Here is a 25,141-nt window from a genome sequence, read left to right as displayed (position 1 = left end):
GAGTAGCTTGGCAGAAGGGTCGTTGGAGGGGGGCGAATGCGTCGTCTGATGGCTCTTGGCTTGGCATTCGTGGCGCTGCTGGCGGCGGGGTTCGTGTGGACGCGCGACCGGCCGGTGGCGGTGGCCCAGACCTCGCTGCCCCCCGCTGCCGAAGAGGAGGCGGATGCGCCGCCGATGAAGGCGCCGCGCGCCGAGATCACCCCCGAACAGCGCGAGCTGCGCCGCTTCGACCGCTATGACAAGGACAGGGACGAGCGGATCAGCCGCGACGAATATCTGGCCAACCGCCGCAAGGCGTTTGCACGCGCCGATGCGAATGGCGACGGGCGGCTGGATTTCGAGGAGTTTGCGGTGGTGACGAGCCGACGCTTTGCCAAGGCCGACCGCGATGGCGACCGGGCGCTCGATGGCCGCGAATTTGCGACAACGGCGGTGAAGCGCAAGCCGAAGGCGGCGTGCAAGTGCGAGGAGGAGGGTTAGGCAGCCCGGCGGGCGTCGATGGCGCCGGCGGCGAGCCAGCTCAGCGCGTGGCCGGCGAGGGTGAGGACGCCCTGGGCGGCCATGAGGGCGGCGACGGCGGGGGCGGCTTCGCCGACGAGGGCGGCGGCGGTGGTGGCGAAGAGAAGCTGCTTGTTGGGGAGCGGCAGCCGCGCCACGACGAGTCGCAGGGCGCCGAGCAAGACCCAGGCTTCGACACCGACCAGCGGCAGCGCGGCGATCCAGCTGCCGACGAGCAGGGCATGGCCGACGCTTACGCGGCCGAAATGCCAGGCGAAGCTGCGGACATTGGCGACGAAGGGGAGGGTGAACAGCCGGCCGCGGTTGAACAGGATGACGATGTTGAGCACCACCAGCACCGAAAAGCCGATACCGGCCTGCCTGAGCAGGCTGGGTTCGATGCTGCCGCCCAGCGCTGACGCAGCCCCCATGGCGATGGCGAGCAGCAGCATGACGAGGGTGAAGAGATTGCCGGCAAGGCCCGAGGTGATCGCCACGTCCTTCACATCGGCGAAGGGGTTTTCACCGGGAGGGGTGCCGGGGCCGGTGCCGCGACCGGCGATGCTCGGCGGGTTGTCGGGATCGAATTCGAGGCCCTGGCGGCGGGCGGCCCAGGCGAGCAGCCAGCCTTCGCCGGCATAGGCGAAGAGCGTTTCGTTGAGCGCGTGCTTGCGCAGGAAGATGGCGAGATCGGCAAAGCGCAGCTTCCACCAGCGGCGGAAGATCATCCAGTCCGCCACCGGCTGGATGAGATACTGGCCGGCGAAGCACAGCCAGAAGGCGAGCACGGCAAGCGGTGCATCGGGGAGGACGGTGATGAGGTTGGTCCAGCCGATGCGCTGGATGGCGCGCACCAGCAGCAGGATGATGAGGCCCGAGAGGGCGATGCTGATGAATTGCCCGGTGCGGCGGCCGGCGGCGGTGTGCGACCAGTCCCGCAGCCGGCCGAAGATGCGTATGACTCCGCTCAAGCCGCCATCCAGCCCGCCAGATCGGCGCGGGCGCGGGCGACGAGCTGGGGCTTGCGCTGGTCCTTGGAGAGCGGTGGCGGGACGAGCGGCGGGAACAGGCCGAAGTTGACGTTCATCGGCTGGAAGTGTTTTGCGTCGGCGCCGCCGGTGATGTGCGCGAGCAGCGCCCCCATTGCGGTGGTTGCGGGCGGCGGCACGGCGGCCTGGCCACGCGCTTCGGCGATGGCAAAGCGGGCCGCCACCAGCCCGATGGCGGCACTCTCGACATAGCCTTCGCAGCCGGTGATCTGGCCCGCGAACCTGATGCGCGGATCGGCGTGCAAGCGCAGCGTTGCGTCGAGCAGCACCGGCGACTTGATGAAGGTGTTGCGGTGCAGGCCGCCGAGCCGCGCGAACTGGGCGTTTTCGAGGCCGGGGATCATGCGGAAGACGCGGACCTGCTCGGCGTGCTTCATCTTGGTCTGGAAGCCGACCATGTTCCACAGCGTGCCGAGCGCATTGTCCTGTCGCAGCTGCACTACGCCGAAGGCACGGCGGCCGGTGGCGGGGTTGGTGAGGCCGACGGGCTTCATCGGGCCGAAGCGCGGCGTGTTGCGGCCGCGCTCGGCCATCACTTCGATGGGCATGCAGCCATCGAAATAGGGGGTGCCTTCCCATTCCTTGAAGCTGGTCTTTTCGGCCGCCAGCATCGCATCGATGAAGGCGTTGTACTGGTCCCTGTCCATCGGGCAGTTGAGATAGTCGGTCGTGCCGCCGTCCTGGTTCTCGCGGTCCCAGCGTGATTGCGCCCAGGCGATGTCGAGGTCGATCGATTCGTGGTGGATGACGGGAGCGATGGCATCGAAGAAGGCGAGGCTCTCCTGGCCGGTGAGCGCCTGGATGGCTTCTGCCAAGGGCGTGGCGGTGAGCGGGCCGGTGGCGATGATGACCTTGTCCCATTCGGCCGGCGGCAGGCCTTCGACCATCTCGCGGACGATGGTGACGTGAGGGTGGGATTCGAGCGTGGTTGTGACGTGCGTTGCGAAGATATCGCGGTCCACGGCGAGGGCCGAGCCGGCGGGGACGCGCGCCTTGTCGGCAGCGGCCATGACGAGGCTGCCGAGGGCGCGCATCTCGGCGTGGAGCAGGCCGACGGCGTTGTTGTCCGGATCGTCCGAGCGGAAGCTGTTGGAGCAGACGAGCTCGGCCAGCTGGTCGGTGTGGTGGGCGTCGGTGCGATGCACCCCCCGCATCTCGTGGAGGATGACCGGCACGCCGGCCTCGGCGAGCTGCCAGGCGGCTTCGGAACCGGCGAGGCCGCCACCGATTATATGGACTGGATTGGTCATGCAGCCTGCATGGCGCGGTGGTCACAAGTTCGCAAGTGCGGCGAAAGCTGGCTTCCCACGCGGGAAAGGCATGGCTATAGCCTGCGGCCAAGCCTTTTGGCCGAGCCTGGCGGACGCGCCCGGCGGTGTTTTCGGGAAGACCAATGCCCAAGCTGACCGTTGATGGAATCGAGATCGAGGTGCCTGCCGGCGCCACGGTTCTGCAGGCGTGCGAGGCGGCGGGCGCCGAGATCCCGCGCTTCTGCTATCATGAGCGGCTGAGCATCGCCGGAAATTGCCGCATGTGCCTGGTGGACATGGAAAAAGCGCCCAAGCCGGTGGCGAGCTGCGCGATGCCCGCGGCCGATGGCCAGGTGGTGTTCACGCGCACCGAGAAGGTGAAGAGGGCGCGCGAGGGGGTGATGGAGTTCCTGCTCATCAACCACCCGCTCGATTGCCCGATCTGCGACCAGGGCGGCGAGTGCGACCTGCAGGACCAGGCGCTGGCCTATGGGCGCGGCGGATCCCGGTATGACGAGAACAAGCGGGCGGTGACCGACAAGTTCATGGGGCCGCTGGTGAAGACCAGCATGAACCGCTGCATCCATTGCACCCGCTGCGTGCGCTTTGCCGAGGAGGTTTCCGGCGTCGAGGAGATCGGTGCGGTCGGCCGCGGCGAGAACATGCAGATCACCACCTATCTGGAAAAGGCGATCACCAGCGAGGTTTCGGCGAACATCATCGACCTTTGCCCGGTGGGGGCGCTGACGAGCAAGCCCTATGCGTTTCAGGCGCGGCCGTGGGAGCTGAAGAAGACCGACGGCATCGACGTGATGGATGCGCTGGGCTCGAACATCGTGATCGGCTCGCGCGGGCGGGCCGTGATGCGGGTGACGCCCCGGATCAATGACGATGTGAACGAGGAGTGGCTCGCTGACAAGGGGCGCTTTGCCCATGACGGGTTGCGCGAGCGGCGGCTCGACAGCCCCTGGGTGCGCCGTGACGGCCGGCTGGTGAAGGCGAGCTGGGCGGAGGCGTTTGCGGCGGTGAAGGCCGGGCTGGCGGGGGTTTCGGGCGGCGCGATTGCCGGGGTTGCCGGCGATCTGTGTGCGCTCGAGGATATGGTGGCGTTCAAGGATTTGCTGGGCACGCTGGGAGCTTCGCGCATCGAGTGCCGGCAGGACGGGGCGCTGATTGCGGCGGCATCGCGCGGGGATTATCTGCTGGGGAGCGGGCTGGGTGGCCTCGAAAGCGCCGATGTGATCCTGCTGGTGGGCGCCGACCCGAAGCGCGAGGCGCCGCTGGCCAATGTGCGGCTGCGCAAGGCGGCGGTGAAGCGGCGGGCGAAGGTGTTCGGCATCGGGCCGACGGTCGAGCTGAGCTACCCCGCGACATGGCTGGGCGATGATGCCGGGCTGCTGGGGGCGCTTCCCGAAGCTGTGACCGAGGCGCTGGCCAAGGCCGAGCGGCCGGCGATCGTGCTGGGCATGGGGGCGCTGCGCGCACCGGGTGTGTGGGCGGCGGCGCAGGCGCTGGCGCGGACGCATGATGTTGTGCGCGAGGGCTGGAACGGCTGGAACCTGCTCCACACAGCGGCGGCGCGCGTGGGCGGGCTCGACCTGGGGCTGGTGGCCGAGGGCGGGGTCGCGGGCATTCTCGACGATGCGGCTGCGGGCAAGCTCGGGGCGGTGTTCCTGCTCGGGGCGGACGAGATCGATACGGCGGCGCTGGCGGATGTGTTCACGGTCTATGTGGGGACGCATGGCGATGCCGGGGTGCGGCATGCCGATGTGATCCTGCCGGGAGCTGCCTACACCGAGAAGCCGGGGACCTGGGTGAACATGGAGGGCCGGGCGCAGCGCGGACTGCGGGCGGTGTTCCCGCCCGGCGAGGCGCGCGAGGACTGGACGATCTTCCGGGCGCTGAGTGCGGTTCTGGGAGGCGTGCTGCCTTATGACGACTTGGGGTCGCTGCGGGCGCGCATAGCTTCGGAATGGCCGCACCTGGCGGCGATCGGCGTGCTGCACGGTGATGTGCCCGACTTTTCGCCGCCGAAGCTGGGGGCGCCGGTGGTGCCGCCATCGGGGGTGCTGCGGACGTCGATCGACAATTATTACCTGACCAATGCGATTGCGCGGGCCAGCGAGACGATGGCCGAATGTGTTGACCAGATTCTCGGGGTGCCGCAGCTGGAGGCCGCCGAATGACGTACACCGGCTGGTTCCAGAACAATTTCGGTGACGGGCCGGGGTGGTTTCTGGCGAATCTGACGCTGATCCTGGCGATCGTGCTGCCGGTGATGGTTGGCGTGGCGATGGCGGTCTATGCCGATCGCAAGATATGGGCGGCGATGCAGATGCGGCGTGGGCCCAATGTGGTGGGGCCTTTCGGGCTGCTGCAGACCTTTGCCGACGCCGCCAAGCTGTTCCTGAAGGAGACGATCATCCCCGCCGGGGCGAGCCGTGCGGTGTTCATGCTGGCGCCGATGATCTCGTTCGTGCTGGCGCTGGCGATCTGGGCGGTGATGCCGTTCGATGCCGGGGTGGTGCTGGCGGACCTGAATGTGGGGCTGCTCTATGTGTTCGCGGTAAGCTCGATGGGGGTCTATGGGATCATCATGTCGGGCTGGGCGTCCAACTCGAAATATCCATTTCTGGGCGGGCTGCGCTCGGCGGCGCAGATGGTCAGTTATGAAGTGTCGATGGGGTTCATCCTGGTGGCGGTGATCCTGTATGCGCAGTCGCTCAACCTGTCCGATATCGTGATGGCGCAGCAGGGCAACGTGCTGGGGATCCTGAACGGCAACATCTTCAATCCATTGCTGTTTCCGATGGCGATCATGTTCTTCATCGTGGCGCTGGCGGAGACCAACCGGCCGCCGTTCGATCTGCCCGAGGCCGAGGCAGAGCTGGTGGCGGGCTATCAGGTCGAATATTCGAGCATGAGCTTCGCGCTCTTCTTCCTCGGCGAATATGCCAACATCCTTTTCATGTGCGCGCTGATTCCGGTGCTGTTTCTGGGCGGCTGGCTGCCGCCGCTCGATTGGGCGCCGCTGTATCTGGTGCCGGGGTTCGTGTGGATGCTGGCGAAGATGGCGGTCATGTTCTTCTGCTTCGCCTGGGTGAAGGCGGCGGTGCCGCGTTACCGCTATGACCAGCTGATGCGGCTGGGGTGGAAGGTTTTCCTGCCGCTGAGCCTGTTCTGGGTGGTCGTGGTGAGCGGCTGGCTGATGTTCTTCACCGACAAGTTCGCGACCGTGCCGGGAAGGGTGTTGCTGTGAGTGCCGTTCTGAATGCCGCCAAGTCGTTGCTGCTGCTCGAGTTCATCGGCGGGCTCGGGTTGACGCTGAAGTATTTCTTCAAGCCCAAGGCGACGCTCAACTATCCTTATGAAAAGGGGCCGCTTTCCCCGCGGTTTCGCGGCGAGCATGCGCTGCGGCGCTACCCCAATGGCGAGGAGCGGTGCATTGCGTGCAAGCTGTGCGAGGCGGTGTGCCCGGCCCTTGCCATCACCATCGAGGCCGAGCCGCGCGAGGATGGCAGCCGCCGGACGACGCGCTACGATATCGACATGACCAAGTGCATCTATTGCGGGCTGTGCCAGGAGGCGTGCCCGGTGGATGCGATCGTGGAGACATCGAACTTCGAGTTTTCGACCGAGACGCGCGAAGAGCTGATCTACGACAAGGACAAGCTGCTCGCCAATGGCGACAAATGGGAGCGGGCGATCGCTGCGAACCTTGCGGCGGACGCGCGGTGGCGGTAACTGCCGCTGCGACTCCTGCGACATCGTGTCGGCAGTTTGGGACGCTCGGGCAAGCCGGGGCGATGGTTTCGTGACGACGGCAATCTTTTCCTTCTACCTCTTCGCTTTCGTGCTCATCACCTCGGCGGTGCTGGTGATCACTTCGAAGAACCCGGTGCATTCGGTGCTGTGGCTCATCGTGTCGTTCTTCAACGCCGGCGGGCTGTTCATCCTGCTCGGCGCCGAGTTCCTGGCGATGCTGCTGATCATCGTTTACGTCGGCGCGGTCGCGGTGCTGTTCCTGTTCGTGGTGATGATGCTCGACATCGATTTCGATACGCTGCGCAAGGGCTTCTGGAAGAATCTGCCGCTGGGGCTGGCGGTCTCGGGTGTCATCCTGGCCGAGATGGTGCTGGCGGTGGGCGTCTGGGAGCCGGCGCGGGTCGTGGCGATGGGCGCGCAGCCCGGCGGTCCGCCGGCGGGGATGAGCAACACCCAGTGGATCGGGGCGGTGCTCTACACCGACTATCTGCTGGTGTTCCAGGCCGCCGGCATGGTGCTGCTGGTGGCACTCATCGGCGCCATCGTGCTGACGCACCGCACCCGCGAGGGGGTTCGCCGGCAGAACATCGGCGCGCAGATCGCGCGGACGCCGGGCGGGTCGACGCGGGCCGTGCAGCCGGCGATCGGCGGCGGTGTCGACCTGAAGGGCATGGACAAGTGATCGGGCTTTCGCACTATCTCACCGTGTCGGCGGTGGTGTTCGTGCTGGGGGTGCTCGGCATCTTCCTCAACCGCAAGAACGTCATCATCATCCTGATGTCGATCGAGCTGATCCTGCTCGCGGTGAACATCAACTTCGTCGCCTTCGCCAGCCATCTGGGGCAGGTGCATGGCCAGATCTTCGCGATGTTCGTGCTGACCGTGGCGGCGGGCGAGGCGGCGATCGGGCTGGCGATCCTCGTTATCTATTTCCGGAATCGCGGCACGATTGCCGTCGATGATTCGACGATGCTGAAGGGCTGAGCGCATTGATTCAGCTTCTGGTCTTTCTGCCGCTCATCACGGCATTGGTCGCGGGCCTTGGTGGCCGCATCATCGGTGCGACTGCGGCCAAGCTGGTGACCACCGGCGGGCTGTTCGTTTCGGCAGCGCTCGCCTGGGTGATCTTCATCGGATTCTGGCAGGGTGGCTCGACGCCGGGCACGGTGCTGGTGCTCGAATGGATGCGCTCGGGGACGCTGGCGGTCGATTGGGCGCTCAAGGTCGACATGCTCACCGCAGTGATGCTGGTGGTGGTGACGAGTGTCTCGGCGCTCGTCCACCTCTACAGCTGGGGTTATATGGAGGAGGACCCGTCGCAGAGCCGGTTCTTCGCCTATCTGTCCTTGTTCACCTTCGCGATGCTGATGCTGGTGACTGCCGACAACCTCGTGCAGATGTTCTTCGGCTGGGAGGGTGTGGGGCTTGCCTCGTATCTGCTGATCGGCTTCTGGTATCACAAGCCTTCGGCCAATGCGGCGGCGATCAAGGCGTTCGTGGTCAACCGGGTGGGGGATTTCGGCTTTTCGCTCGGGATTTTCGCCACTTTCATGGTGTTCGGCACGGTGTCGCTCGATGCGATCAATGCCGCGGTACCGCTTGTGCAGGGATCGACCTTCTCGTTTCTGGGCGCGCGCGTCGATGTGATGACATGCCTGTGCCTGCTGCTGTTCATCGGCGCCATGGGCAAGTCCGCGCAGCTCGGGCTGCACACCTGGCTGCCCGACGCGATGGAGGGGCCCACCCCTGTGTCGGCGCTCATCCATGCCGCGACGATGGTGACGGCCGGCGTGTTCATGGTGTGCCGGCTCTCGCCGATGTTCGAGGCTTCGGCGACGGCGCTGGCGGTGGTGACCTATGTGGGCGCGGCGACGGCGCTGTTCGCGGCCTCGGTGGCGTTGGTGCAGACCGACATCAAGCGGGTGATCGCCTATTCGACCTGCAGCCAGCTCGGCTACATGTTCTTTGCGGCGGGCTCGGGCGCCTATGGGGCGGCGATGTTCCACCTCTTCACCCATGCGTTCTTCAAGGCGCTCCTGTTCCTGGGTGCGGGCTCGGTGATCCATGCGATGCACCATGAGCAGGACATGCGCTTCTATGGGGGCCTGCGGAAGCACATCCCGCTGACCTTCGCGATGATGACGGTGGGGACGCTGGCGCTGACGGGCTTCTTCTTCACCGCGGGCTATTATTCCAAGGATGCGATCCTCGAGGCGGCGTTTGCCAGCGGCACCGATGCCGGGCAGTTCGCCTTCTTCGTGGGTGCGCTGGTGGCGCTGATGACGAGCTTCTATTCGTGGCGGCTGGTGTTCCTGACCTTCTTCGGCAAGCCGCGCTGGGCGGGCTCCGAGCATATCGCCCATGCGGCGCACGGGCATGATGACGACCATGGCCACCAGCATGGCCATTCGGACGATCCGACAGCGGGCTATCATCCGCATGAGAGCCCCTGGACGATGACGCTGCCGCTGGTGCTGCTGGCTGTCGGCGCGCTGTTCGCGGGCTGGGTGTTCCATGATGGATTCGTGGGTGCCGAAGGCGGGGTGGCGTTCTGGAACCAGTCGATTGCCTTCGATGTGGCGCTGATGGATGCGCTCCACCATGTGCCGGGCTGGGTGGTGGCGGCGCCGAGCGTGGCGTTCTTTGCCGGGCTGGTGGGGGCCTATGTGGCGTATATCGCGCGGCCGGGGCTGCCGGGGGCGGTGGTGGCGGCGGTGCCGGCGCTTTACCGGTTCCTGTGCGAGAAATGGTATTTCGACCGGCTTTACGACCGGATTTTCGTGCAGCCTTCGAAGGCGCTCGGCCGCTTTTTCTGGGTGCGCGGTGACCAGAAGACGATCGATGCGTTGGGGCCCGATGGTGCTGCGGCCATGGTTGCCGGCGGGGCATTGGCGGCGCGGCGGCTGCAATCGGGGCAGCTTTATGCCTATGCGCTGGTGATGCTGATCGGCCTGGCGGCGGTGGCGGCGTGGTTCGTGCCCGAAGCCTTCATGGGCCTAGTGCAGTGATGGGCTTTCCGATCCTGAGCCTGATGGTGGTTCTGCCGCTGATCGCGGCGATGCTGGTGCTGGTGCTGCCGGGCGATGAGGCTGGCAAGGCGCGGGCTGCCCGCTGGACGGCGCTGGCGACGACGCTTCTGCTGTTCGTGATGGGCATGCAGCTTTGGCAGGACTATGCCACCGATGCTGCCGGCTTCCAGTTCGTCGAGCGGCTGCCGCTGTTCGGGCCATGGCTCGAATGGCATCTGGGCATCGACGGCATTGCGCTGATGCTGATCCTGCTTTCGGTGTTCCTGATGCCGCTGTGCATTCTGGCGGGCTGGGAGAGCGTGCAGAAGCGCGTGCCCGAATATCTGGCGGCGTTCCTGGTGATGGAAAGCCTGATGATCGGCACCTTTGCGGCGCGCGACATGCTGCTGTTTTTTGTGTTCTTCGAAGCCGGGCTGATCCCGATGTTCCTGATCATCGGGGTGTGGGGCGGGGCGCGGCGGATCTATGCCAGCTACAAGTTCTTCCTCTACACGCTGCTCGGATCGGTGCTGATGCTGGTGGGCATGCTGTGGATGATCAATGATGCCGGCTCGACCGACATCGGCGTGCTGACCGACCATGATTTCAGCGTCCAGGCGCAATTCTGGCTGTTCCTGGCGTTCTTCGCGAGTTTTGCGGTGAAGATCCCGATGTGGCCGGTGCACACCTGGTTGCCCGATGCGCATGTGGAGGCGCCGACCGCGGGGTCGGTACTGCTGGCTGGCGTGCTCTTGAAGCTCGGCGGCTATGGCTTCATCCGCTTTTCGCTTCCGATGTTCCCGGAGGCCTCGGCGCAGCTGATCTGGCTGATGTTCGGGCTGTCGATGGTGGCGGTGGTCTATACCTCGCTGGTGGCGCTGGTGCAGGCGGACATGAAGAAGCTGATCGCCTATTCGAGCGTGGCGCACATGGCGTTCGTGACCGCCGGGCTGTTTGCGCTCAATGAGCAGGGCATCGAGGGCAGCATGGTGATGATGCTGAGCCATGGGCTTGTGGCGGCGGCACTATTCCTGTGCGTGGGCGTGATCTATGACCGGCTGCACACTCGCGAGATCAGCCGCTATGGCGGGCTGGCGGACACCATGCCGCGCTATGCGCTGCTGCTGCTGTTCTTCACCATGGCGAGCGTGGGCCTGCCGGCGACCAGCGGCTTTGTGGCGGAATTTCTGGTGCTGCTCGGGCTCTACCAGACCTCGACCTGGGCGGCGCTGGTGATGACCACCGGGATCATCCTGGGGGCGGCGTATATGCTGTGGCTGTATCGCCGTGTGGCCTATGGGGCGGCGGCCGGGGATGATACCCGCGCCATGCCCGATTTGAAGGCGCGCGAAGTGGTGATCCTGCTGCCGGTGGTGGCGGCGGTGCTGTGGATGGGGATCTACCCGAAGGCATTCCAGGACCCGATGCGGCCCGCGATTGCAGCCGTGGTGGCGAAGTTCGATGGCGTGGCGCTCGCCACGCTGCCGACCGACATGACCATCTTGCAGGCGGCGGGACCCCAGCCGGTGCCGGCGGGGCAGGCGGCGCGGCATCTTGTTCAGACGCAGGCGGCGCACTGATGCATCCGATCTTCTCTTCCGCGATCATTGCAGCGCCCGAGCTGGTGCTGACGGTGGGCAGCCTGTTCCTGCTTCTGCTCGGCACCTATGGCGGCGGCGCGAACCCGCCGGGCAATGTGATCAATGCCCGCGGCGTGACGCTGGCGGCGGTGATCATCCTCGGCATTGCCGGCTGGGCGGTGATCGATGCACCGGCGGGGCGCTTCGAGGCGTTTGCCGGGCTTTATGTGGCGGACGGCTATTCGGCGTTCCTGAAGGTGCTCATCCTGGGCGCCGCGGCGGCGTCGATGCTGCTGGCGCTGCCATGGTTGCAGGCGGCGGCGACGCTGCGCTTCGAATATCCGGTGCTGATCGCATTGGCCGCGCTCGGCATGTGCCTGATGGTGAGTGCGGACGACATGCTGTCCTTGTATCTCGGGCTCGAGCTGCAGTCGCTGGCGGCCTATGTGCTGGCGGCGTTCCACCGCGGCGAGGGGCGATCGGCCGAGGCGGGGTTGAAGTATTTCGTGCTGGGGGCACTGGCGAGCGGCATTCTGCTCTATGGCATCACGCTGATCTATGGATTTACAGGCACGACGAACTTCGGCGGGATTGCGCTGGCACTTTCGGATGGATCGAAGTCGCTTGGCATGGTGTTCGGGCTGGTGTTCATCGTCGCCGGGCTGGCGTTCAAGATTTCGGCGGTGCCGTTTCATATGTGGACGCCCGATGTGTATGAGGGCGCGCCCACCCCGGTGGCGGCGTTCTTTTCGGCAGCCCCCAAGGCGGCGGCATTGGGGCTGATGGTGCGGGTGCTGGTGACGGCATTCGGGCCGGCGGTGTTCGACTGGCAGCAGATCGTCGCGTTTCTGGCGGTGGCGTCGATGGCGCTGGGGGCCGTGGCGGCGATTGCGCAGACGAGCCTGAAGCGGCTGCTGGCCTATTCGTCGATTGCCAATATCGGCTTTGCGCTGGTGGGGCTGACGGCGGCGACGCCGACGGGGATCGAGGCGCTGCTCTTCTATCTGGCGGTGTATCTGGCGATGACGCTGGGCACTTTCATGGTGGTGATGCAGCTGCGCACCCCCGATGGCCGGCCGGTGGAGGCGATGGCCGATCTGGCAGGGCTCTCGCGCTCGCAGCCGCGCCTCGCGCTGGCGATGGCGATCTTCATGTTCTCGCTGGCGGGGATTCCGCCGCTGCTGGGGTTCTGGCCGAAGCTGGCGGTGTTCCAGGCGGTGATCGATGCCGGGCTGATCGAGCTGGCGGTGATTGGCTTCGTGCTGTCGGTGGTGGCGGCCTATTATTACCTTCGCCTCGTCAAGATCATGTATTTCGATGAGGACAAGGTGGGGCTGGTCTCCGACGGCAGCCGGGCCAATGGCGTGATGATCCTGGGGGCGGCGCTGTTCTGCTCGCCGATCGGGATGCTGGCGATGGCGCCGATCGCGGCGGCCACCGGCCGCGCCACTGCAAGCTTGTTCGGGCTTGGCTGAGCCGGTGCATACCCACCTTGCCGAGGTGGGATCGACCAATGACTGGCTGCTGGCGCATGCCGCCGATCTGCCCGATGGCTGGTGGGTGCGCGCCGACCGGCAGACGGCGGGACGCGGGCGGCGGGGGCGCGTGTGGCATGATGGTGCCGGCAATCTGATGGCGAGCGTGCTGGTCAAGGCGGAAGGTCCGGTGCAGCAATTCTCGTTCGTGGCGGCGGTGGCGCTGCGCGGCGCGATTGCCGAGGCGTGCGGGGTGGAGACGCGGCTGAAATGGCCCAATGACCTGCTGTTCGACGGCGCCAAGGTGAGCGGGATCTTGCTCGAGCGCGCCGGCGATGCGCTGGTGGTGGGCATCGGGGTGAATGTCGGCTGGGCGCCGGACGATCTGGAGCGGCCGGCGGTGGCGGTGGGGGGCAGTGTGGAGGTGCTTTTTGCAGCGCTTGCCCGGCATTTCGCGCTTTGGCGCGGGCGCTGGGCAATGGAGGGCTTTGCGCCGGTGCGTGCGGCCTGGCTGGCGGCGGCGCAGGGGATTGGTGGTCGGATCGAGGTGCGGCTGGGGCATGAAACATTGACCGGGATCTTCGAAGGGCTTGGCGATGATGGGGCGCTGCTGCTCCGGATGGGGGATGGTCGCGTGCGGCCGGTGCATGCCGGCGAGGTGTTTGCTTTGGGAGGGCGAGATGCTGCTGGCGATTGATGTGGGGAACACCAATATCGTTTTTGCGATCTGCGAGGGCGACGAGATCAGGTGGCGGTGGCGGATCAGCACCGATGGGCAGCGGACGGCGGATGAATATGCCGTGTGGCTGCACCAGCTGATGGCGCTGGAGGGGGTGGAGCGGACGCACATCAGTGCTGCCATCATCGCCACGGTGGTGCCGCCGACACTGTTCAACCTGCAGCGGCTGTGCCGGAAGTATTTCAACGTCGAGCCGATGGTGGTCGCGATGGGGTCGCTCGACCTGGGGGTGAAGGTGGCGGTGCCGAACCCGGCCGAAGTGGGGGCGGACCGGCTGGTGAATACGGTGGCGGCGCACCATGCCTATCCGGGCAATCTGATCGTGATCGATTTCGGCACTGCGACGACCTTCGATGTGGTGGCGGCCGAGGGCGCCTATTGTGGCGGTGTGATTGCGCCGGGCATCAATCTGAGCATGGAGGCGCTCTACCAGGCAGCGGCGAAACTGCCGCGGATTGCGGTGGAGCCGCCGGCAGACGGGCTGGGGGTGATTGGCCGGGGCACCGTGCATGCCATGCAGTCCGGCGTCTTCTGGGGCTATGTGGGGTTGATCGAAGGGCTGGTTCAGCGCATCAAGGCCGAAATGAGCGAGCCGGTGACGGTGATCGCCACCGGCGGTCTTGCCACATTGTTCAATCGGCATACATCCACCATCGACGTGGTGGACGGTGACCTGACTATCAGCGGATTGATCCGCATCCACGCAATCAACGAAAAGAAAAATGAATGAAACCTGGTAAAGAACTGATTTTCCTGCCGCTTGGCGGGAGCGGCGAGATTGGCATGAACGTCAACCTCTATGGCTGCAACGGCAAGTGGGTGATGGTCGACCTGGGCATGACCTTTGCCGATCCGAGCTACCCCGGAGTCGATCTGGTGCTCCCCGACCTGGCTTTCATCGAGGAGCGGCGGGCCGATCTGCTCGGCGTGGTGCTGACGCATGGGCATGAGGACCATATCGGCGCGATCCCGTACATGGCGGCCGAATTGGGCGTGCCGCTTTATGCGACGCCGTTCACCGCCGGGTTGATCGCCAAGAAGCTGAAGGAAGAGGGCATCGAGCGCGAAGTCGAGCTCAACATCATTCCGATGGGCGGATCGCTGCAGCTGGGGCCGTTCGGCTTCCGTTATGTGGCGATGGCGCACTCGATCCTCGAGGGCAATGCGCTGATCATCGACACGCCCTATGGCCGGGTGTTCCACACCGGGGACTGGAAGCTGGATGACGGCCCGCTGCTCGGGGTTCCGGCGAGCGGCGAGATGCTGACCGACATCGGTGACAGCGGCGTGCTGGCGATGGTGGGCGATTCGACCAACGTGTTCAACATGGAAGCGTCGGGCAGCGAGAGCGATGTGCGCGCCGGGCTGCTGCAGCTGGTGAAGACCCGCAAGAAAGGCCGGGTGCTGGTGACGACCTTTGCCTCCAACGCGGCGCGGATCGCGACGCTGGGGCATGTGGCGAAGGAGACCGGGCGGCATCTGGTGCTCGCCGGCCGCTCGATGGACCGGATCACCGAAGTTGCCAAGGCGACCGGCTATCTGAAGGACTTGCCGCCGGTGATGAGCTGGGACCAGGCGAGCGGCATGGCGCCGGAGAAGCTGCTCATCCTCTGCACCGGTGCGCAGGGCGAGCCGGCAGCGGCGCTCAGCCGGATTGCCGAGGGCAATCATCCGGCGTTGCGGCTCGAGCCGGGTGACCTGGTGGTTTATTCTTCCAAGCAGATTCCGGGCAACGAGCTGGCGATCGGCCGGGTGCAGAATGCCCTGGCGACGCGCGGCATCGAGGTGGTGACCGAGCGGCAGGCGCATGTGCATGTGTCGGGCCACCCCGGCCGCCCCGAGCTGGAAGCCATGTATGAGTGGATCCGGCCCGAGATCGCGATTCCGGTGCACGGCGAGCGCCGCCACATGGAAGAGCATGCGCGCTTCGCGCGCGAATGCGGGGTGAAGAAGACAATGGTGCCGATCAACGGCTCCGCCATCCGGCTGGCTCCCAATGGCCCGGTGCTGCTGGGGCATGAGAAGGCCGGGCGGCTGTTGCTCGATGGCGATGTGATTTTGCCTGCCGATGGGGCGACGATCGTCGAGCGGCGGCGGCTGATGATGAACGGGCTGATGGCAGTGGCGGTGGTGCTCGACCGCGACGGCAAGCTGGCGGCGGCGCCGGTGGTGAATGCCCAGGGCGTGCCGGTGGAGGCCGACAAGGAGGCCTTTCTGGCCGAATGCTCGGATGCGGCAGCCGCTGCGGTGAAGGGTGGCGGCAAGCCGGCACGTCCCCCACGCGGCGGTCGTAATGGCCGGGGCGGGCGCGGCGACGGCGATGCGCCGAGCGGCGACAAGATGGTCGATGATGTGCGTGTGGCGGTGCGGCGTGTGGCGCGGGAGTGGACGGGCAAGAAGCCGGTGACCGAAGTGCAGATCGTCCGGCTCGGCTGAGCGCGATGAAGCCGGTCTCGGTCGCGGCGATCTACCTGCTGTTCTGGGTGCTGACGCTGTTTGCGGTGCTGCCGCTCGGCGTGAAGACCAGCGACGAGGCCGGCGAGGACAAGGTGGCGGGGCAGGCCGATTCGGCGCCGAGCAACCCGCAGCTTGGCCGCAAGCTGTTGCTGACGACGGTGATTTCGGCGGCCATCTTTGCGGTGTTCTTTGCCAATTATGTCTTTGGCTGGGTGACCGTGGACGATCTGCCGGGTGGCAAGCCACTTCCGCGCTGACTTGCATCGGCGGCGCGATTGGCGAGAATGGCGGGTGAAGGAGACCCGCCATGCTTGCCCGGATCATCGCATCGCTGCTGCTTGTCGCATCACCGCTTGCGGCGCAGACCACCAAGGTTTTCGACGTGCCCAAGGGTGCGAAGCCGCATGACGTGTCCCCCGGTGCGGGGGGGACGGTGTGGTACACCGCACAAGGACTTGGGGCGCTCGGGATTCTCGATCCCGCCACGGGCAAGGTGGAGCAGGTGCCGCTGGGCGAAGGCTCGGCGCCGCATGGCGTGATCATGGGGCCGGACGGGGCGGCGTGGATCACCGATTCCGGGCTGAATGCGATCGTGCGCTGGGACCCGACAACGCGGGCGCTGAAGACCTGGAAGCTGCCCGAGGATACCGGCTATGCCAACCTCAACACCGCGGCGTTCGACCGTGACGGGGTGATCTGGTTTACCGGACAGAGCGGCTTTTACGGCAAGGTCGATCCGCGCACCGACGAGGTGAGGGTGTGGGCCGCACCCAAGGGGCGCGGGCCTTATGGCATCGATGCTTCGCCCGATGGCGAGATCTTCTATGTGTCGCTGGCGGGCAGCCATCTGGCGAAGATCGACCGGGCCACGGGGGAAGCACGGATGATCGAGCATCCGGAAAGCGGGCAGGGCGCGCGGCGGGTGTGGGCTGACAGCAAGGGCGACCTCTGGGTATCCGAATGGAACACCGGTTATCTGGCGCGCTACGTGCCGGCGACCAAGGCGTGGAGTCGGTGGAAGCTGCCCGGCGAAAAGCCGCGCGCTTATGCGGTGTATGTCGACGAGCGCGACATGGTCTGGGTGTCCGACTGGGGCGCCAATGCGACGCTGGCGTTCGACCCGAAGACGGAAAAGTTCGTGACCACGATTCCGGGGTCGATGGCGGGAGCGAATGTGCGGCAGATCCTCGGGCGCAAGGGCGAGGTGTGGCTGCCGGAATCGGCGCATGACCGGCTGATGCTGGTGCAGACGGGCGGATGATCCTGGCGCTGGTGCTGGCGGCCGTCGCGGCTGATCCGGCGGCAACGCGGGCGTTCCAGAAGTGCCTGAGCTGTCATTCGGTGACGGCGGGCGAGACCGGGCTGCCGGGACCTAACCGGTCCGGCGTGATGGGGCGACGGGCGGGATCGTTGCCGGATTTCGACTATTCCCCTTCGATGCGGGCGGCGGGTGCGGCGGGGCTGGTGTGGGACAAGGCGGCGCTGGGGCGGTTTCTGGATGCGCCGGACTCGGTGGTGCCGGGGACGGCGATGGCGGTGCCGCCGCGGACTTCGGCGGCGGAGCGCGCGCTGATCTTCAGTCTTTTCGGAACGGCTATGCCGGACGATGAAGCGTCTCCGCTGGCAGGCCGCCGGGGCCGGTGATGATGAAGCGGGGTTTGCCGGGCGGGGATTCAGCTGGTCGTGACTGGCTGGGCTGCAAAACGCGCGGTGGCGCGGCCGTGCCATGACTGGAGGGCGGGGAGGGTTTCGGGTAGCGGCAGGCCGATCCAGCCGGCGAAATCGAGGGTGGTGAGCAGCGTGATGTCCGCCATGGTCGGCCGCGCGCCGGCGAGCCACGCGCCCTCGCCGAGCTGCTGATCGAGCCACGTCATGGCTTCGGCAACGCGGAGCCGTGCCTGGGCGGCCATCTCCGGGATCTGGGTGACGAGCCTGGCGGTGAGGGGATGGCCATGCTGCCAGACAAGCCCGACGGGCACGCCGAGGGCGGATTCGACGCGGCGGATCCACATGTCGGTCTCGGCGCGCTCGAAGGGGGTGGTGCCGAACATCGGCGGCTCGGGATGCAGCTCGTCGAGGTAGCGGCAGATGCTGATGGTCTCGGCGAGCACGCGGCCATCATCGAGTTCGAGAAAGGGCACCTGGCCGCGCGGATTGCGCGCCAGCGTCTCGGGCAACTTGTGCTCGCGCTTGAGGAGCGACAGCTCGGTGCGGGGAAGCTCGAGCGCCTTGGCAGCGAGGAAAAGGTGGACCCGGCGGGGGTTGGGGGCGGGATCGGCGGCAGTGTAGAGCATCATTGGCGGGCATCCTTTTGGCCCGGCGATGGTAGCGGTGGGCGGGGCGGTTGGATAGCCGGATGCAGGGGGGTCGGGTACCGCGGCGGGGGTTGGCGCGCGCCTTCCAACGCTTTGGGATTCATCGCTGAAATATATGAAAATTCAGCGGGTTTTGTGCATTGACACCGTCGTTAATGAAATCGTAGCAATGGCAGTATCAGCGTCGGCTGATACTTGGGGGTATTTCATGAAAATCGGCCTTTTGTTGTGCGCAGCTATGCTGGCACAGTCTCCGGTGCTTGCACAAATTCAGCCAACTGCCGACGTTCCGGCAATTGCGGCGCCAGCAAGCGACCGCGCGATGTTGCGGACTGGAACAGAAGTGCCGCTGCGGCTGGTTGAAGAGTTGACGACGAAAGGCAAGAAATTGCGGGTCGGCCAGCGCTTCCGACTTGAAACATCGGAAGCGGTGATCGTGCAGGGAGTGACAGTCGTGCCTTCCGGCAGCCCTGCAGTCGGCGAGATCACCGACATCACGAACAAGGGCATGTGGGGCAAGTCCGGCCATTTGTCCGGTCGAGTTCTTTACATGACTGCCAATGGGCGGCAGATCCGCTTGACCGGGGCATTCGATGACAAGGGCGTTGCCGGCGGAATCGGCGCGGTCGCGGTTTCGGCGGTCGTGTTTCTGCCTGCCGGGTTCTTCATGACCGGGACCAGCGCCAAGCTGCCGATCGGCACGGTGGTGAAGAGTTTCATCGACGAAGACGTGCCGCTGCAGTTTGCAGCCGCACCAGTGGCGCCGCTGGGGGTTGCGGTGGCGGTTCCTGCTGCTGTCGTCGCGACGCCCGTCGCGGTCATGATGCCGGCGATCGTGCCTGCGAAGTAGGCGAAGCGCGCTGCGAGCCATGGCCGGTTGGCTGTTGCGGGCTCGCAGCGGGCGCTACCGGGTGGGGCGGTCGGACGGGGGTTGTGCGGCTGGTTTGTGGAAGACGACCAAGGCGTTCATCAGGAAGTTGGCGACGAACGCGATGCCGACGGCGATGATCTTGGCGAGCAGCGGCGGCATGGCGGTGTTGGCGGCCAGGAGCCCGGTGAGGGCGACGTTGAGGACGAGGCCGAGGCCGGCGGCCGCGAGGAATTTCGCATAGCCGCGCAGCGATGCCGGGGTGGCGAAGACATGGCGCGATGTGAGGCGATAGTTGACGACGGTGGCGATGAGGAAGCTGAGCAGCGCTGCCGTGACGATAGCCATGCCCGCAGTCGTGAAGGCCCAGAACAGGCCGATATCGACGACTGCAGCGGTGCCGCCGGTGAGCAGATAGCGGCTGCCCTGGCGTGCGAGACGGCTGCCGGTCATGCTGTGGCCGTTGCGCGAGGCTGGGTGAGCAGGGGGGCGAACAGCGGATCGAGGAAGCTGGTGAAGCAGTGCTGTCCGGCAATGGGGGCAGGGCTGTGGAGAAGTGCGCGAACGTCGCATGCTGCGGCGGCGGCGCTGTCGCGATCGAGGCGATCACCGATCATCAGCGTATGGGCGGGTTCGACGCTGGCGGCTGCCATCAGTGCCTGCAGGCCGCGGGGATGCGGCTTCATCACGCCGACATCGCGTGCCGCGACGACATGATCGGCCGCGAGGCCGAGGGCGGCGAGCTTGCCGGCGGCGGGATAGTCCGACAGCACGCCGATCCGGCGGCCGGAATTCCGCAGGGCGGCGAACAATGCGTCGGCGCCGGGCACCATGGCGCGGCGGAGATGGGGGAGAGGGCGGGTTTCGATCCAGTCCTCGACGAGTTGCTCGACGGCGTGCTGGGTGATGCCGGCGCGTGCGGCGACGCGGGCGACGAGCGGGGCATCGAAATCCTCGGTGCGGGCGTCGGCGAGTTGCTCGCGGGTGCGGCGATAATCGGCGAGGACTCGCAGCGTCCGGGTGCTGCGCGAGCGGAACACATCGCGAAGCAGCATCTGCAGCATCGCCAGGCGGACGGGGCGCTGGCGGTAGAGCGTTCCATCCATGTCGAAGACGACAAGCCGGATCGATTGCCAATCAGGGTCCATCATCGTCATGCGATGACAATGACGCTTTTTCTGAGGAGGATGTCCAGCCACGGCATCTCGACGAAGGTGCAGAAGGCGAGGACCATGGTGAGGATGGCCACGACCGCGATCAGCCGCCTTTCGCGGAACAAATGCTCGGGCTTTTGCGCGACCGAATTGGCCTGGAGCGACAGGGACATGTAATGGCCGAACAGCGCGGCGAAGACCGGCAGTGCCAGCACATATTCGATGCGATACTTGATGAGAAACACGGCGAGGAAGAAGCCGCTGAGCAGCGCGTAGATGAGGCAGGCGACGATGAGCTTTTCCGCGGTATAGCCGGCGAAGCTGGCGCGGTATCGGGCGAGCAGGTCACGACCGTGCGACGCCGTGATGTCGCGATATTCGGACAGGCGCTTGGCCGTCATCAGGAAGCCGCCGCCGGTCCAGTAGACGAGGAGCATCGACGAGGGCGCGATCGTGTAGGGATCGATCATCGCCCAGCCGATCATCATGCGCAGCGGGTTGTTGATCGCCTCGCTGATGACGTCGAAATAGGGGACATCCTTGGAGCGCGATGGCCGGACATTGTAGACGATGCCCTGGGCGGCGAACACGCAGGCGATGATGAACATGACGCGGCCGGCGAAGCCTGCAGCTGCGAGCCCGACGAGAACGAGCACGAGCCATTGCAGCGCGACCATGCGCGGATCGAGGCCGACCTGGACGGCGGTGCGTGCCGATTTGGTGGGGTGGAGCGCATCGAAATCCCGGTCGAGATATTCGTTGATGGTGTAGTTGGCGGAGGCGATGCTGATGGCGCAGACGAAGCCCAGCAGGACGGTCATCACCACATCGGGCGAGCGGACTTCGCTGATGAGATAGGCCAGGACGATGCCCGGGATGATGAACACCTGCTTGGTGATGTGGTCCAGCCGCGCGATCGCGACATAGTCGGCCAGGCGGACCGATCGGGTCGATTGTCGTGCGGTGTTTGTGGAAGCCATGCGGAAAACACTCCTACTCAACTGTCGGGACACTCGCCTCTCGCGTGCGCAGTGCTGCAAAAAGGGTGATCGCCAGGAGCGGGACGAGCCAGATGACGCGCGCCTGAAAACGATCATAGGGGGATGCGAGGACGCCGCAGACGATGGCGTTGAAGACGACGCCGCTGCAGACGATGGCTGCCAGCAGCACCGCGTTGCTGACGTTGCGCGACCGGGCGAGGCCGTGCAGGGCGAACAGCAGCAACGGGAGTGCGAGGAGCACGACGATCTGCTGGATGCGCGAGCCGGCCCACAGGGCTGAATCATCGTGCCAGAGACGGGACTGGTGGATGTCTTCGCGCACCCGGGGCGGGAAACTGGTGTCGATGAAGCGGCGCTTGGTCTGTGGCGAAAGATCCTCGTACGAAAACTGCGCGAGCTGCCTGCCGCTCTCGCCGAGCATCATGCCGGCCATGCGCAAGGGATCGCTGCGCAGGACGGCGAGGGCCAAGGGCACGTCCTGCTCGCTGATTGCCCTGCGCTGGAGCGGGTCTGCGGTGGCGAAGCTGCCCTGCGCGGCGTCCTTGTTGAAGAGGAAATCGGTCCAGACCAGCGGCAGGCGGTTGCGATAGGCGCACACCGCCCAGCGGGGCTGTGGCGGGGTACAGTTCTGGCGGAGGAATTCGGCGAGCATGGGCTGCTGGACGAGATGCGCGGTGAAGTGCGGGAGATGCGTGGGCGTGCGGCCGGTGACGGACTTGACGACGATGCCGAAGGCGAGCGTGCCGGCGATGCCGAAGAACGTGATTGCGGCGGCGGCACCCAGCGCCGGATTGGGCAGCTCAAAGCGAAGGCGGGCGGGACGGGCGAGCTTGAGCAGGGCGGCCAGCGACAGCACGGCCGCGGCGACGATCAGATGGCTGACGTGCGAGAGTGTGGCGAAGACCGCGACGACGAAGAGGAAGGCGGCTTCGGCGCGGCTCAGCCGACGCCAGAAGGCCAGCAGCATGGCCATCGACAGGATGAGGATGCCGGCGAGGATATCCGGCATGACGAAATTGGCGAAGACGCCGGCGGAGGTGGCGAGGGCGAGGCCGAGCAGGACGCCGATGAAGCCGCCATGCGAGCGCAGACCGAGGCAGCGGTACCACAGCATGGCGACGACGATGCCGAGGAGCGCGGCCTGGGCGATGACGACTGCCCAGAGTCCGCCGACGAGCGTGAGAAGCCAGGCGACGCTGCCATAATAGAGGGAGCGGCCGGACTGGACGGTGGCACCACCGGCGGCGGGATTGATCGCCTCGCCCGATTTGTCGACAAGCAAGGCCAGTTTGCGGTCGTTTGCCCATTGGGTGTCGAAGCCGAGGGCTGCGGCAACCGTGGCTGGCCGCTCGATATAGGCCAGCGAGTCTTCATAGACGAGCGGATGACCGTTCCAGAGCGACATGGCGCAGACGACCGGAATGGCCAGAAGACCCATGCTGAATGGCCGTGAGACCGCAGCACCGGAGGGTGCTCCGAGGACTGCATCGCGTGCGGATTCAGCCATGCTGCGGTGCATGACAGACTTTATCTGGCCGAACAGCCATTGCAGATTTCCCCAAAGCCCTGGAATTATTAACCAAGAACATCGGAATGGTTGTTTCGGTTCCGGCGAGGTTTTGTGCTGTTGTGCTTTGTCGGCGCTGGGTGCGGCGGCCTTTTCTGTTGTCCGATGCTATTCGGGATGACTGTTCGTGCAGCGGGGCAAAGCGGGCGAGTTGGCAATAATTGACGTCGTCGATTACAATGTTTGTGCGGTGGCCGTCCTCATTCGACGTAGATCCCGACGACGCGCCATTGGCTGCCTTCGCGGGCGAGGGAGAGGACTTCGGTCTTGCCGAGGTTGTTTGCGAAGCTGGTGCGGAAGCGGACGCTGCGGAAGTTGCCCGGGGGTGCGGGAATGTCTTCGTCGTTCTCCAGATTGCGCGAGAGGGCGGGGCCGAAGCGGGCGTGGACGGTTTCGGCGGCGGCCTGCCAGGTGGCGAGGGTGTTGGCCGTGCGGAAGGAGGCGCCGGTCGCGGCCCAGCTTGCCTGCCAATCGCGGGCATCGACGAGGGCCAGCCAGGCGCGGGCGGCGCGGGTGGCGTCGCTTTCGGCAATCTGCGGGGTGGGTGCGGGGGGTGCGGAAGGGGTGTTCTGGGGGGCTGAAAGGGCAAGGGCGGCAACGAAAAGGGCGATCATGGCGGATCCTCCGATGGCAGCGGCCCGGGTTGGCCGTCGGGGCGTGGTGTGATCGCTGGGCACCGGGTCGGCACCCCCTGAATCGCTGTCCCCAAGCAATTGGGGGGTGCCGCCTTCCGCCTCGAACAGGATGCGCGCGGCAGCCTTGCTGCTCGACACGGAAAGCTTGCGGCGCGCATCACGCAGCCGCTCGTTGATGGTGTGGACCGACAGGCCGAGGTGGCGCGCCATCGACTTGGCATCATGGCCGCCGAGCAGGAGGCGCAGGACCGCCTTCTCCTTCTCGGTGAGCGCGGATAAGCCTTCCGTCATCGGTGCTGCCTCCTGGTCGCCGCCCGCCGATTCTAGACCGGCGGGCGGCGGGGGGGCACCCCAAAAGGCTTGTAGTCAGGTGCGATCAGGCGATCGCTGTGCGCCGGCGGCGTTGGCGGGCGGCGCCGCCGATGAGGCCGAAGCCGGCGATGAGCATGGCCCAGGAGGCGGGCTCGGGGACGGCGGAGGTCTGTGCGAAGCCCAGGAACGCGCCGGATTGCGACGTGAACTGGTTGTCGGAAATGCCCAGCCTGCCGGTGCTGAGGAAATCCATGGTGACATAGCCCGGATCGGAGCCGGCGATGGCGATCAGATTGTAGGAGGCGAAGACATCATAGGAATTGCCGTTGACGAGATTGAGGATGCCTCCGAGCTCGTCGTTGAAGACGTTCTCGTAGAAATATTCGTCGCTTGAGGAAAACGGCAGCAGGACGTTCTGGGAGATGAGGGCGAACTCCGACTTGCTGCCGCCCACGCTCCAATTGTCCCATGTGGCGCCCACGGCGGAATCGTAGACGGCGAAAAAGGCATTGATGAGGATCTGGCGATCGCCGGCGGGCTCGGTGCCGCCGAGCAGATCCTGATAGGCGCTGATCGTGCCATCGATGTTGAAGTTGAACTCGACGTCGGTGCCGGTCTCCCCGAAATAGCGGATGCGCTCGCCGATGACGCCGGCGGCGATGCCGAACGAGGTGCTGGGGCCGCTCATGTCGAGATAGGCCTTGACCGTGCCATCGGACAGATTGGCTTCGGACTGGAGCGAGACGAAGCCGTTGCTGAAGCTCTGGCTGGACGAAGTGTCACCATTGAGGATGAGGCCATCGACGATCTCGCCATCGTAGGAGAGATAGGGACGGACGAAATAGGCGGCGTTGGCGGCGGTGTTGATGGTGAGTGCTGCAGTGGCGATGAGCAGTGCGCGGGTGACGATACGCGACATGATGATTCCCCTTCCGGACAGCGGGATGCGGCCCTCACAGGGATAAGCGCGGAATTGCGGGTGAACGGGTCAGGTGGTGGGTAAATTATTTGTTAGGATTTTGGGAGGGGTCGGTTTGGGTGGTTGAGGAAGGGCCGTGAGCGGCTGTCGAACGGCGGGGTAATGCCTTTCAACAAGGCGACCATGTTGGCGATGAGAGCCCATCCGAATGATCCTGACGAGTTTCCGGTGATCGTCGCCGGGTTGATCGGGGGCTAATGGGGCGGCGCACTCACCGATTGCAGAACCAGCCGGATGATGCCTCCGCCCGCGATGCGGGCGTATCTGAAGGAGCGATGCTGAGCCGGAGGCGGCGGCGCGGGGGGGTGATGATGGTGGGGATGGTGGATTGAAACTGGATGCTTGTGACGTTCCGTTACATCCTTGTTTCGCCACACTGGCGCACGTCTTCGATGTAATTACCCACCCCCTTGCCAAGGGGTCGCGTCTATGATTCACACTATCCATGAATCGCGAGGAACTTGAGCAGCTTACGAAGCCTGAGTTGAT

25 protein-coding genes are annotated in these 25,141 nt (G+C 65.7%); 16 read left to right on the top strand and 9 right to left on the bottom strand.

Going from position 1 to position 25,141, the window contains the following annotated elements:
- The first annotated feature begins 36 nt into the window (after window positions 1-36).
- A complete protein-coding gene (locus FHS79_RS02245; RefSeq protein ID WP_184194751.1) occupies window positions 37-480 on the top strand; it encodes an EF-hand domain-containing protein in 444 nt (147 codons plus the stop codon).
- On the opposite strand, the gene FHS79_RS02240 is transcribed toward FHS79_RS02245, so the two are convergent.
- Window positions 477-1,469 (bottom strand): hypothetical protein, encoded by a 993-nt coding sequence (locus FHS79_RS02240; protein ID WP_184194748.1) that lies wholly within the window; start codon window positions 1,467-1,469, stop codon window positions 477-479. The two genes, FHS79_RS02245 and FHS79_RS02240, sit on opposite strands and share 4 nt — an antisense overlap.
- The gene (trmFO, locus tag FHS79_RS02235) at window positions 1,466-2,797 is read right to left on the bottom strand and encodes a methylenetetrahydrofolate--tRNA-(uracil(54)-C(5))-methyltransferase (FADH(2)-oxidizing) TrmFO (protein WP_184194746.1); all 1,332 of its coding nucleotides are present in this window, start codon (window positions 2,795-2,797) and stop codon (window positions 1,466-1,468) included. Before trmFO ends, FHS79_RS02240 begins: the two co-directional genes overlap by 4 nt.
- 143 nt (window positions 2,798-2,940) lie before the next feature.
- Between trmFO and nuoG the strand changes: the two genes are divergently transcribed.
- The 14 genes from nuoG (at window position 2,941) to FHS79_RS02165 (ending at window position 17,465) form a co-directional block, all read left to right on the top strand.
- A complete protein-coding gene (nuoG, locus tag FHS79_RS02230; protein WP_184194743.1) occupies window positions 2,941-4,983 on the top strand; it encodes an NADH-quinone oxidoreductase subunit NuoG in 2,043 nt (680 codons plus the stop codon).
- Window positions 4,980-6,056 carry an NADH-quinone oxidoreductase subunit NuoH gene (gene nuoH, locus FHS79_RS02225; RefSeq protein ID WP_184194740.1) on the top strand — a complete coding sequence of 359 codons (1,077 nt, stop codon included), beginning with the start codon at window positions 4,980-4,982 and terminating at the stop codon, window positions 6,054-6,056. Before nuoG ends, nuoH begins: the two co-directional genes overlap by 4 nt.
- Window positions 6,053-6,541 (top strand): NADH-quinone oxidoreductase subunit NuoI, encoded by a 489-nt coding sequence (nuoI, locus tag FHS79_RS02220; protein ID WP_184194737.1) that lies wholly within the window; start codon window positions 6,053-6,055, stop codon window positions 6,539-6,541. The genes nuoH and nuoI overlap by 4 nt, the downstream gene beginning before the upstream one ends.
- Before the next feature lie 70 nt (window positions 6,542-6,611).
- Window positions 6,612-7,244 (top strand): NADH-quinone oxidoreductase subunit J, encoded by a 633-nt coding sequence (locus FHS79_RS02215; RefSeq protein WP_341534402.1) that lies wholly within the window; start codon window positions 6,612-6,614, stop codon window positions 7,242-7,244.
- Window positions 7,241-7,546, top strand: coding sequence for an NADH-quinone oxidoreductase subunit NuoK (gene nuoK, locus FHS79_RS02210; RefSeq protein ID WP_184194732.1), 306 nt, complete (start codon window positions 7,241-7,243; stop codon window positions 7,544-7,546). The genes FHS79_RS02215 and nuoK overlap by 4 nt, the downstream gene beginning before the upstream one ends.
- A 5-nt stretch (window positions 7,547-7,551) precedes the next feature.
- On the top strand, window positions 7,552-9,570 hold the full coding sequence (gene nuoL, locus FHS79_RS02205) for an NADH-quinone oxidoreductase subunit L (RefSeq protein WP_184194729.1): 2,019 nt from the start codon (window positions 7,552-7,554) through the stop codon (window positions 9,568-9,570).
- The gene (locus FHS79_RS02200) at window positions 9,567-11,150 is read left to right on the top strand and encodes an NADH-quinone oxidoreductase subunit M (protein WP_184194726.1); all 1,584 of its coding nucleotides are present in this window, start codon (window positions 9,567-9,569) and stop codon (window positions 11,148-11,150) included. Before nuoL ends, FHS79_RS02200 begins: the two co-directional genes overlap by 4 nt.
- Window positions 11,150-12,625: an NADH-quinone oxidoreductase subunit NuoN gene (nuoN, locus tag FHS79_RS02195; RefSeq protein WP_184194723.1), complete on the top strand. Its 1,476-nt coding sequence runs from the start codon at window positions 11,150-11,152 to the stop codon at window positions 12,623-12,625. The genes FHS79_RS02200 and nuoN overlap by 1 nt, the downstream gene beginning before the upstream one ends.
- 4 nt (window positions 12,626-12,629) lie before the next feature.
- On the top strand, window positions 12,630-13,322 hold the full coding sequence (locus tag FHS79_RS02190) for a biotin--[acetyl-CoA-carboxylase] ligase (protein ID WP_341534401.1): 693 nt from the start codon (window positions 12,630-12,632) through the stop codon (window positions 13,320-13,322).
- Window positions 13,306-14,094, top strand: a complete 789-nt coding sequence (locus FHS79_RS02185; RefSeq protein ID WP_184194717.1) for a type III pantothenate kinase — start codon at window positions 13,306-13,308, stop codon at window positions 14,092-14,094. Before FHS79_RS02190 ends, FHS79_RS02185 begins: the two co-directional genes overlap by 17 nt.
- On the top strand, window positions 14,091-15,800 hold the full coding sequence (locus FHS79_RS02180) for a ribonuclease J (RefSeq protein ID WP_184194714.1): 1,710 nt from the start codon (window positions 14,091-14,093) through the stop codon (window positions 15,798-15,800). Before FHS79_RS02185 ends, FHS79_RS02180 begins: the two co-directional genes overlap by 4 nt.
- A 5-nt stretch (window positions 15,801-15,805) precedes the next feature.
- Window positions 15,806-16,078, top strand: a complete 273-nt coding sequence (locus FHS79_RS02175; RefSeq protein ID WP_184194712.1) for a DUF1467 family protein — start codon at window positions 15,806-15,808, stop codon at window positions 16,076-16,078.
- A 50-nt stretch (window positions 16,079-16,128) separates the two neighbouring features.
- Window positions 16,129-17,082 carry a Vgb family protein gene (locus tag FHS79_RS02170; protein ID WP_184194709.1) on the top strand — a complete coding sequence of 318 codons (954 nt, stop codon included), beginning with the start codon at window positions 16,129-16,131 and terminating at the stop codon, window positions 17,080-17,082.
- Entirely contained in the window at window positions 17,079-17,465 is a 387-nt protein-coding gene (locus FHS79_RS02165; protein ID WP_184194706.1) for a c-type cytochrome, read from the top strand. Before FHS79_RS02170 ends, FHS79_RS02165 begins: the two co-directional genes overlap by 4 nt.
- A gap of 29 nt (window positions 17,466-17,494) precedes the next feature.
- Here the strand turns inward: FHS79_RS02165 and FHS79_RS02160 are convergent, their stop codons facing one another.
- Window positions 17,495-18,118, bottom strand: a complete 624-nt coding sequence (locus FHS79_RS02160; protein WP_184194703.1) for a glutathione S-transferase family protein — start codon at window positions 18,116-18,118, stop codon at window positions 17,495-17,497.
- 226 nt (window positions 18,119-18,344) lie between these two features.
- Between FHS79_RS02160 and FHS79_RS02155 the strand changes: the two genes are divergently transcribed.
- Window positions 18,345-18,986 (top strand): hypothetical protein, encoded by a 642-nt coding sequence (locus FHS79_RS02155; RefSeq protein ID WP_207792186.1) that lies wholly within the window; start codon window positions 18,345-18,347, stop codon window positions 18,984-18,986.
- 54 nt (window positions 18,987-19,040) lie between these two features.
- On the opposite strand, the gene FHS79_RS02150 is transcribed toward FHS79_RS02155, so the two are convergent.
- The 6 genes from FHS79_RS02150 to FHS79_RS18640 form a co-directional block, all read right to left on the bottom strand.
- Entirely contained in the window at window positions 19,041-19,457 is a 417-nt protein-coding gene (locus FHS79_RS02150) for a GtrA family protein (protein WP_184194696.1), read from the bottom strand.
- On the bottom strand, window positions 19,454-20,161 hold the full coding sequence (locus FHS79_RS02145; protein ID WP_184194693.1) for an HAD family hydrolase: 708 nt from the start codon (window positions 20,159-20,161) through the stop codon (window positions 19,454-19,456). Before FHS79_RS02145 ends, FHS79_RS02150 begins: the two co-directional genes overlap by 4 nt.
- Complete coding sequence (locus tag FHS79_RS02140; RefSeq protein WP_184194691.1) at window positions 20,158-21,138, bottom strand: UbiA family prenyltransferase; 981 nt, start codon at window positions 21,136-21,138, stop codon at window positions 20,158-20,160. The genes FHS79_RS02145 and FHS79_RS02140 overlap by 4 nt, the downstream gene beginning before the upstream one ends.
- A gap of 13 nt (window positions 21,139-21,151) precedes the next feature.
- Complete coding sequence (locus FHS79_RS02135; protein WP_184194688.1) at window positions 21,152-22,597, bottom strand: hypothetical protein; 1,446 nt, start codon at window positions 22,595-22,597, stop codon at window positions 21,152-21,154.
- Window positions 22,598-22,926: 329 nt separating this feature from the next.
- Complete coding sequence (locus tag FHS79_RS02130; RefSeq protein WP_184194685.1) at window positions 22,927-23,652, bottom strand: helix-turn-helix domain-containing protein; 726 nt, start codon at window positions 23,650-23,652, stop codon at window positions 22,927-22,929.
- An 85-nt stretch (window positions 23,653-23,737) separates the two neighbouring features.
- Window positions 23,738-24,592, bottom strand: coding sequence for a PEPxxWA-CTERM sorting domain-containing protein (locus tag FHS79_RS18640; RefSeq protein WP_243452592.1), 855 nt, complete (start codon window positions 24,590-24,592; stop codon window positions 23,738-23,740).
- Window positions 24,593-25,141: the final 549 nt, after the last annotated feature.

Origin of the sequence: Polymorphobacter multimanifer, from assembly GCF_014205635.1 — a bacterium.
Taxonomy (GTDB): domain Bacteria; phylum Pseudomonadota; class Alphaproteobacteria; order Sphingomonadales; family Sphingomonadaceae; genus Sandarakinorhabdus; species Sandarakinorhabdus multimanifer.
Note: the sequence above shows the minus strand (reverse complement) of the source record. Positions and strands in the feature narration are given on the sequence as shown.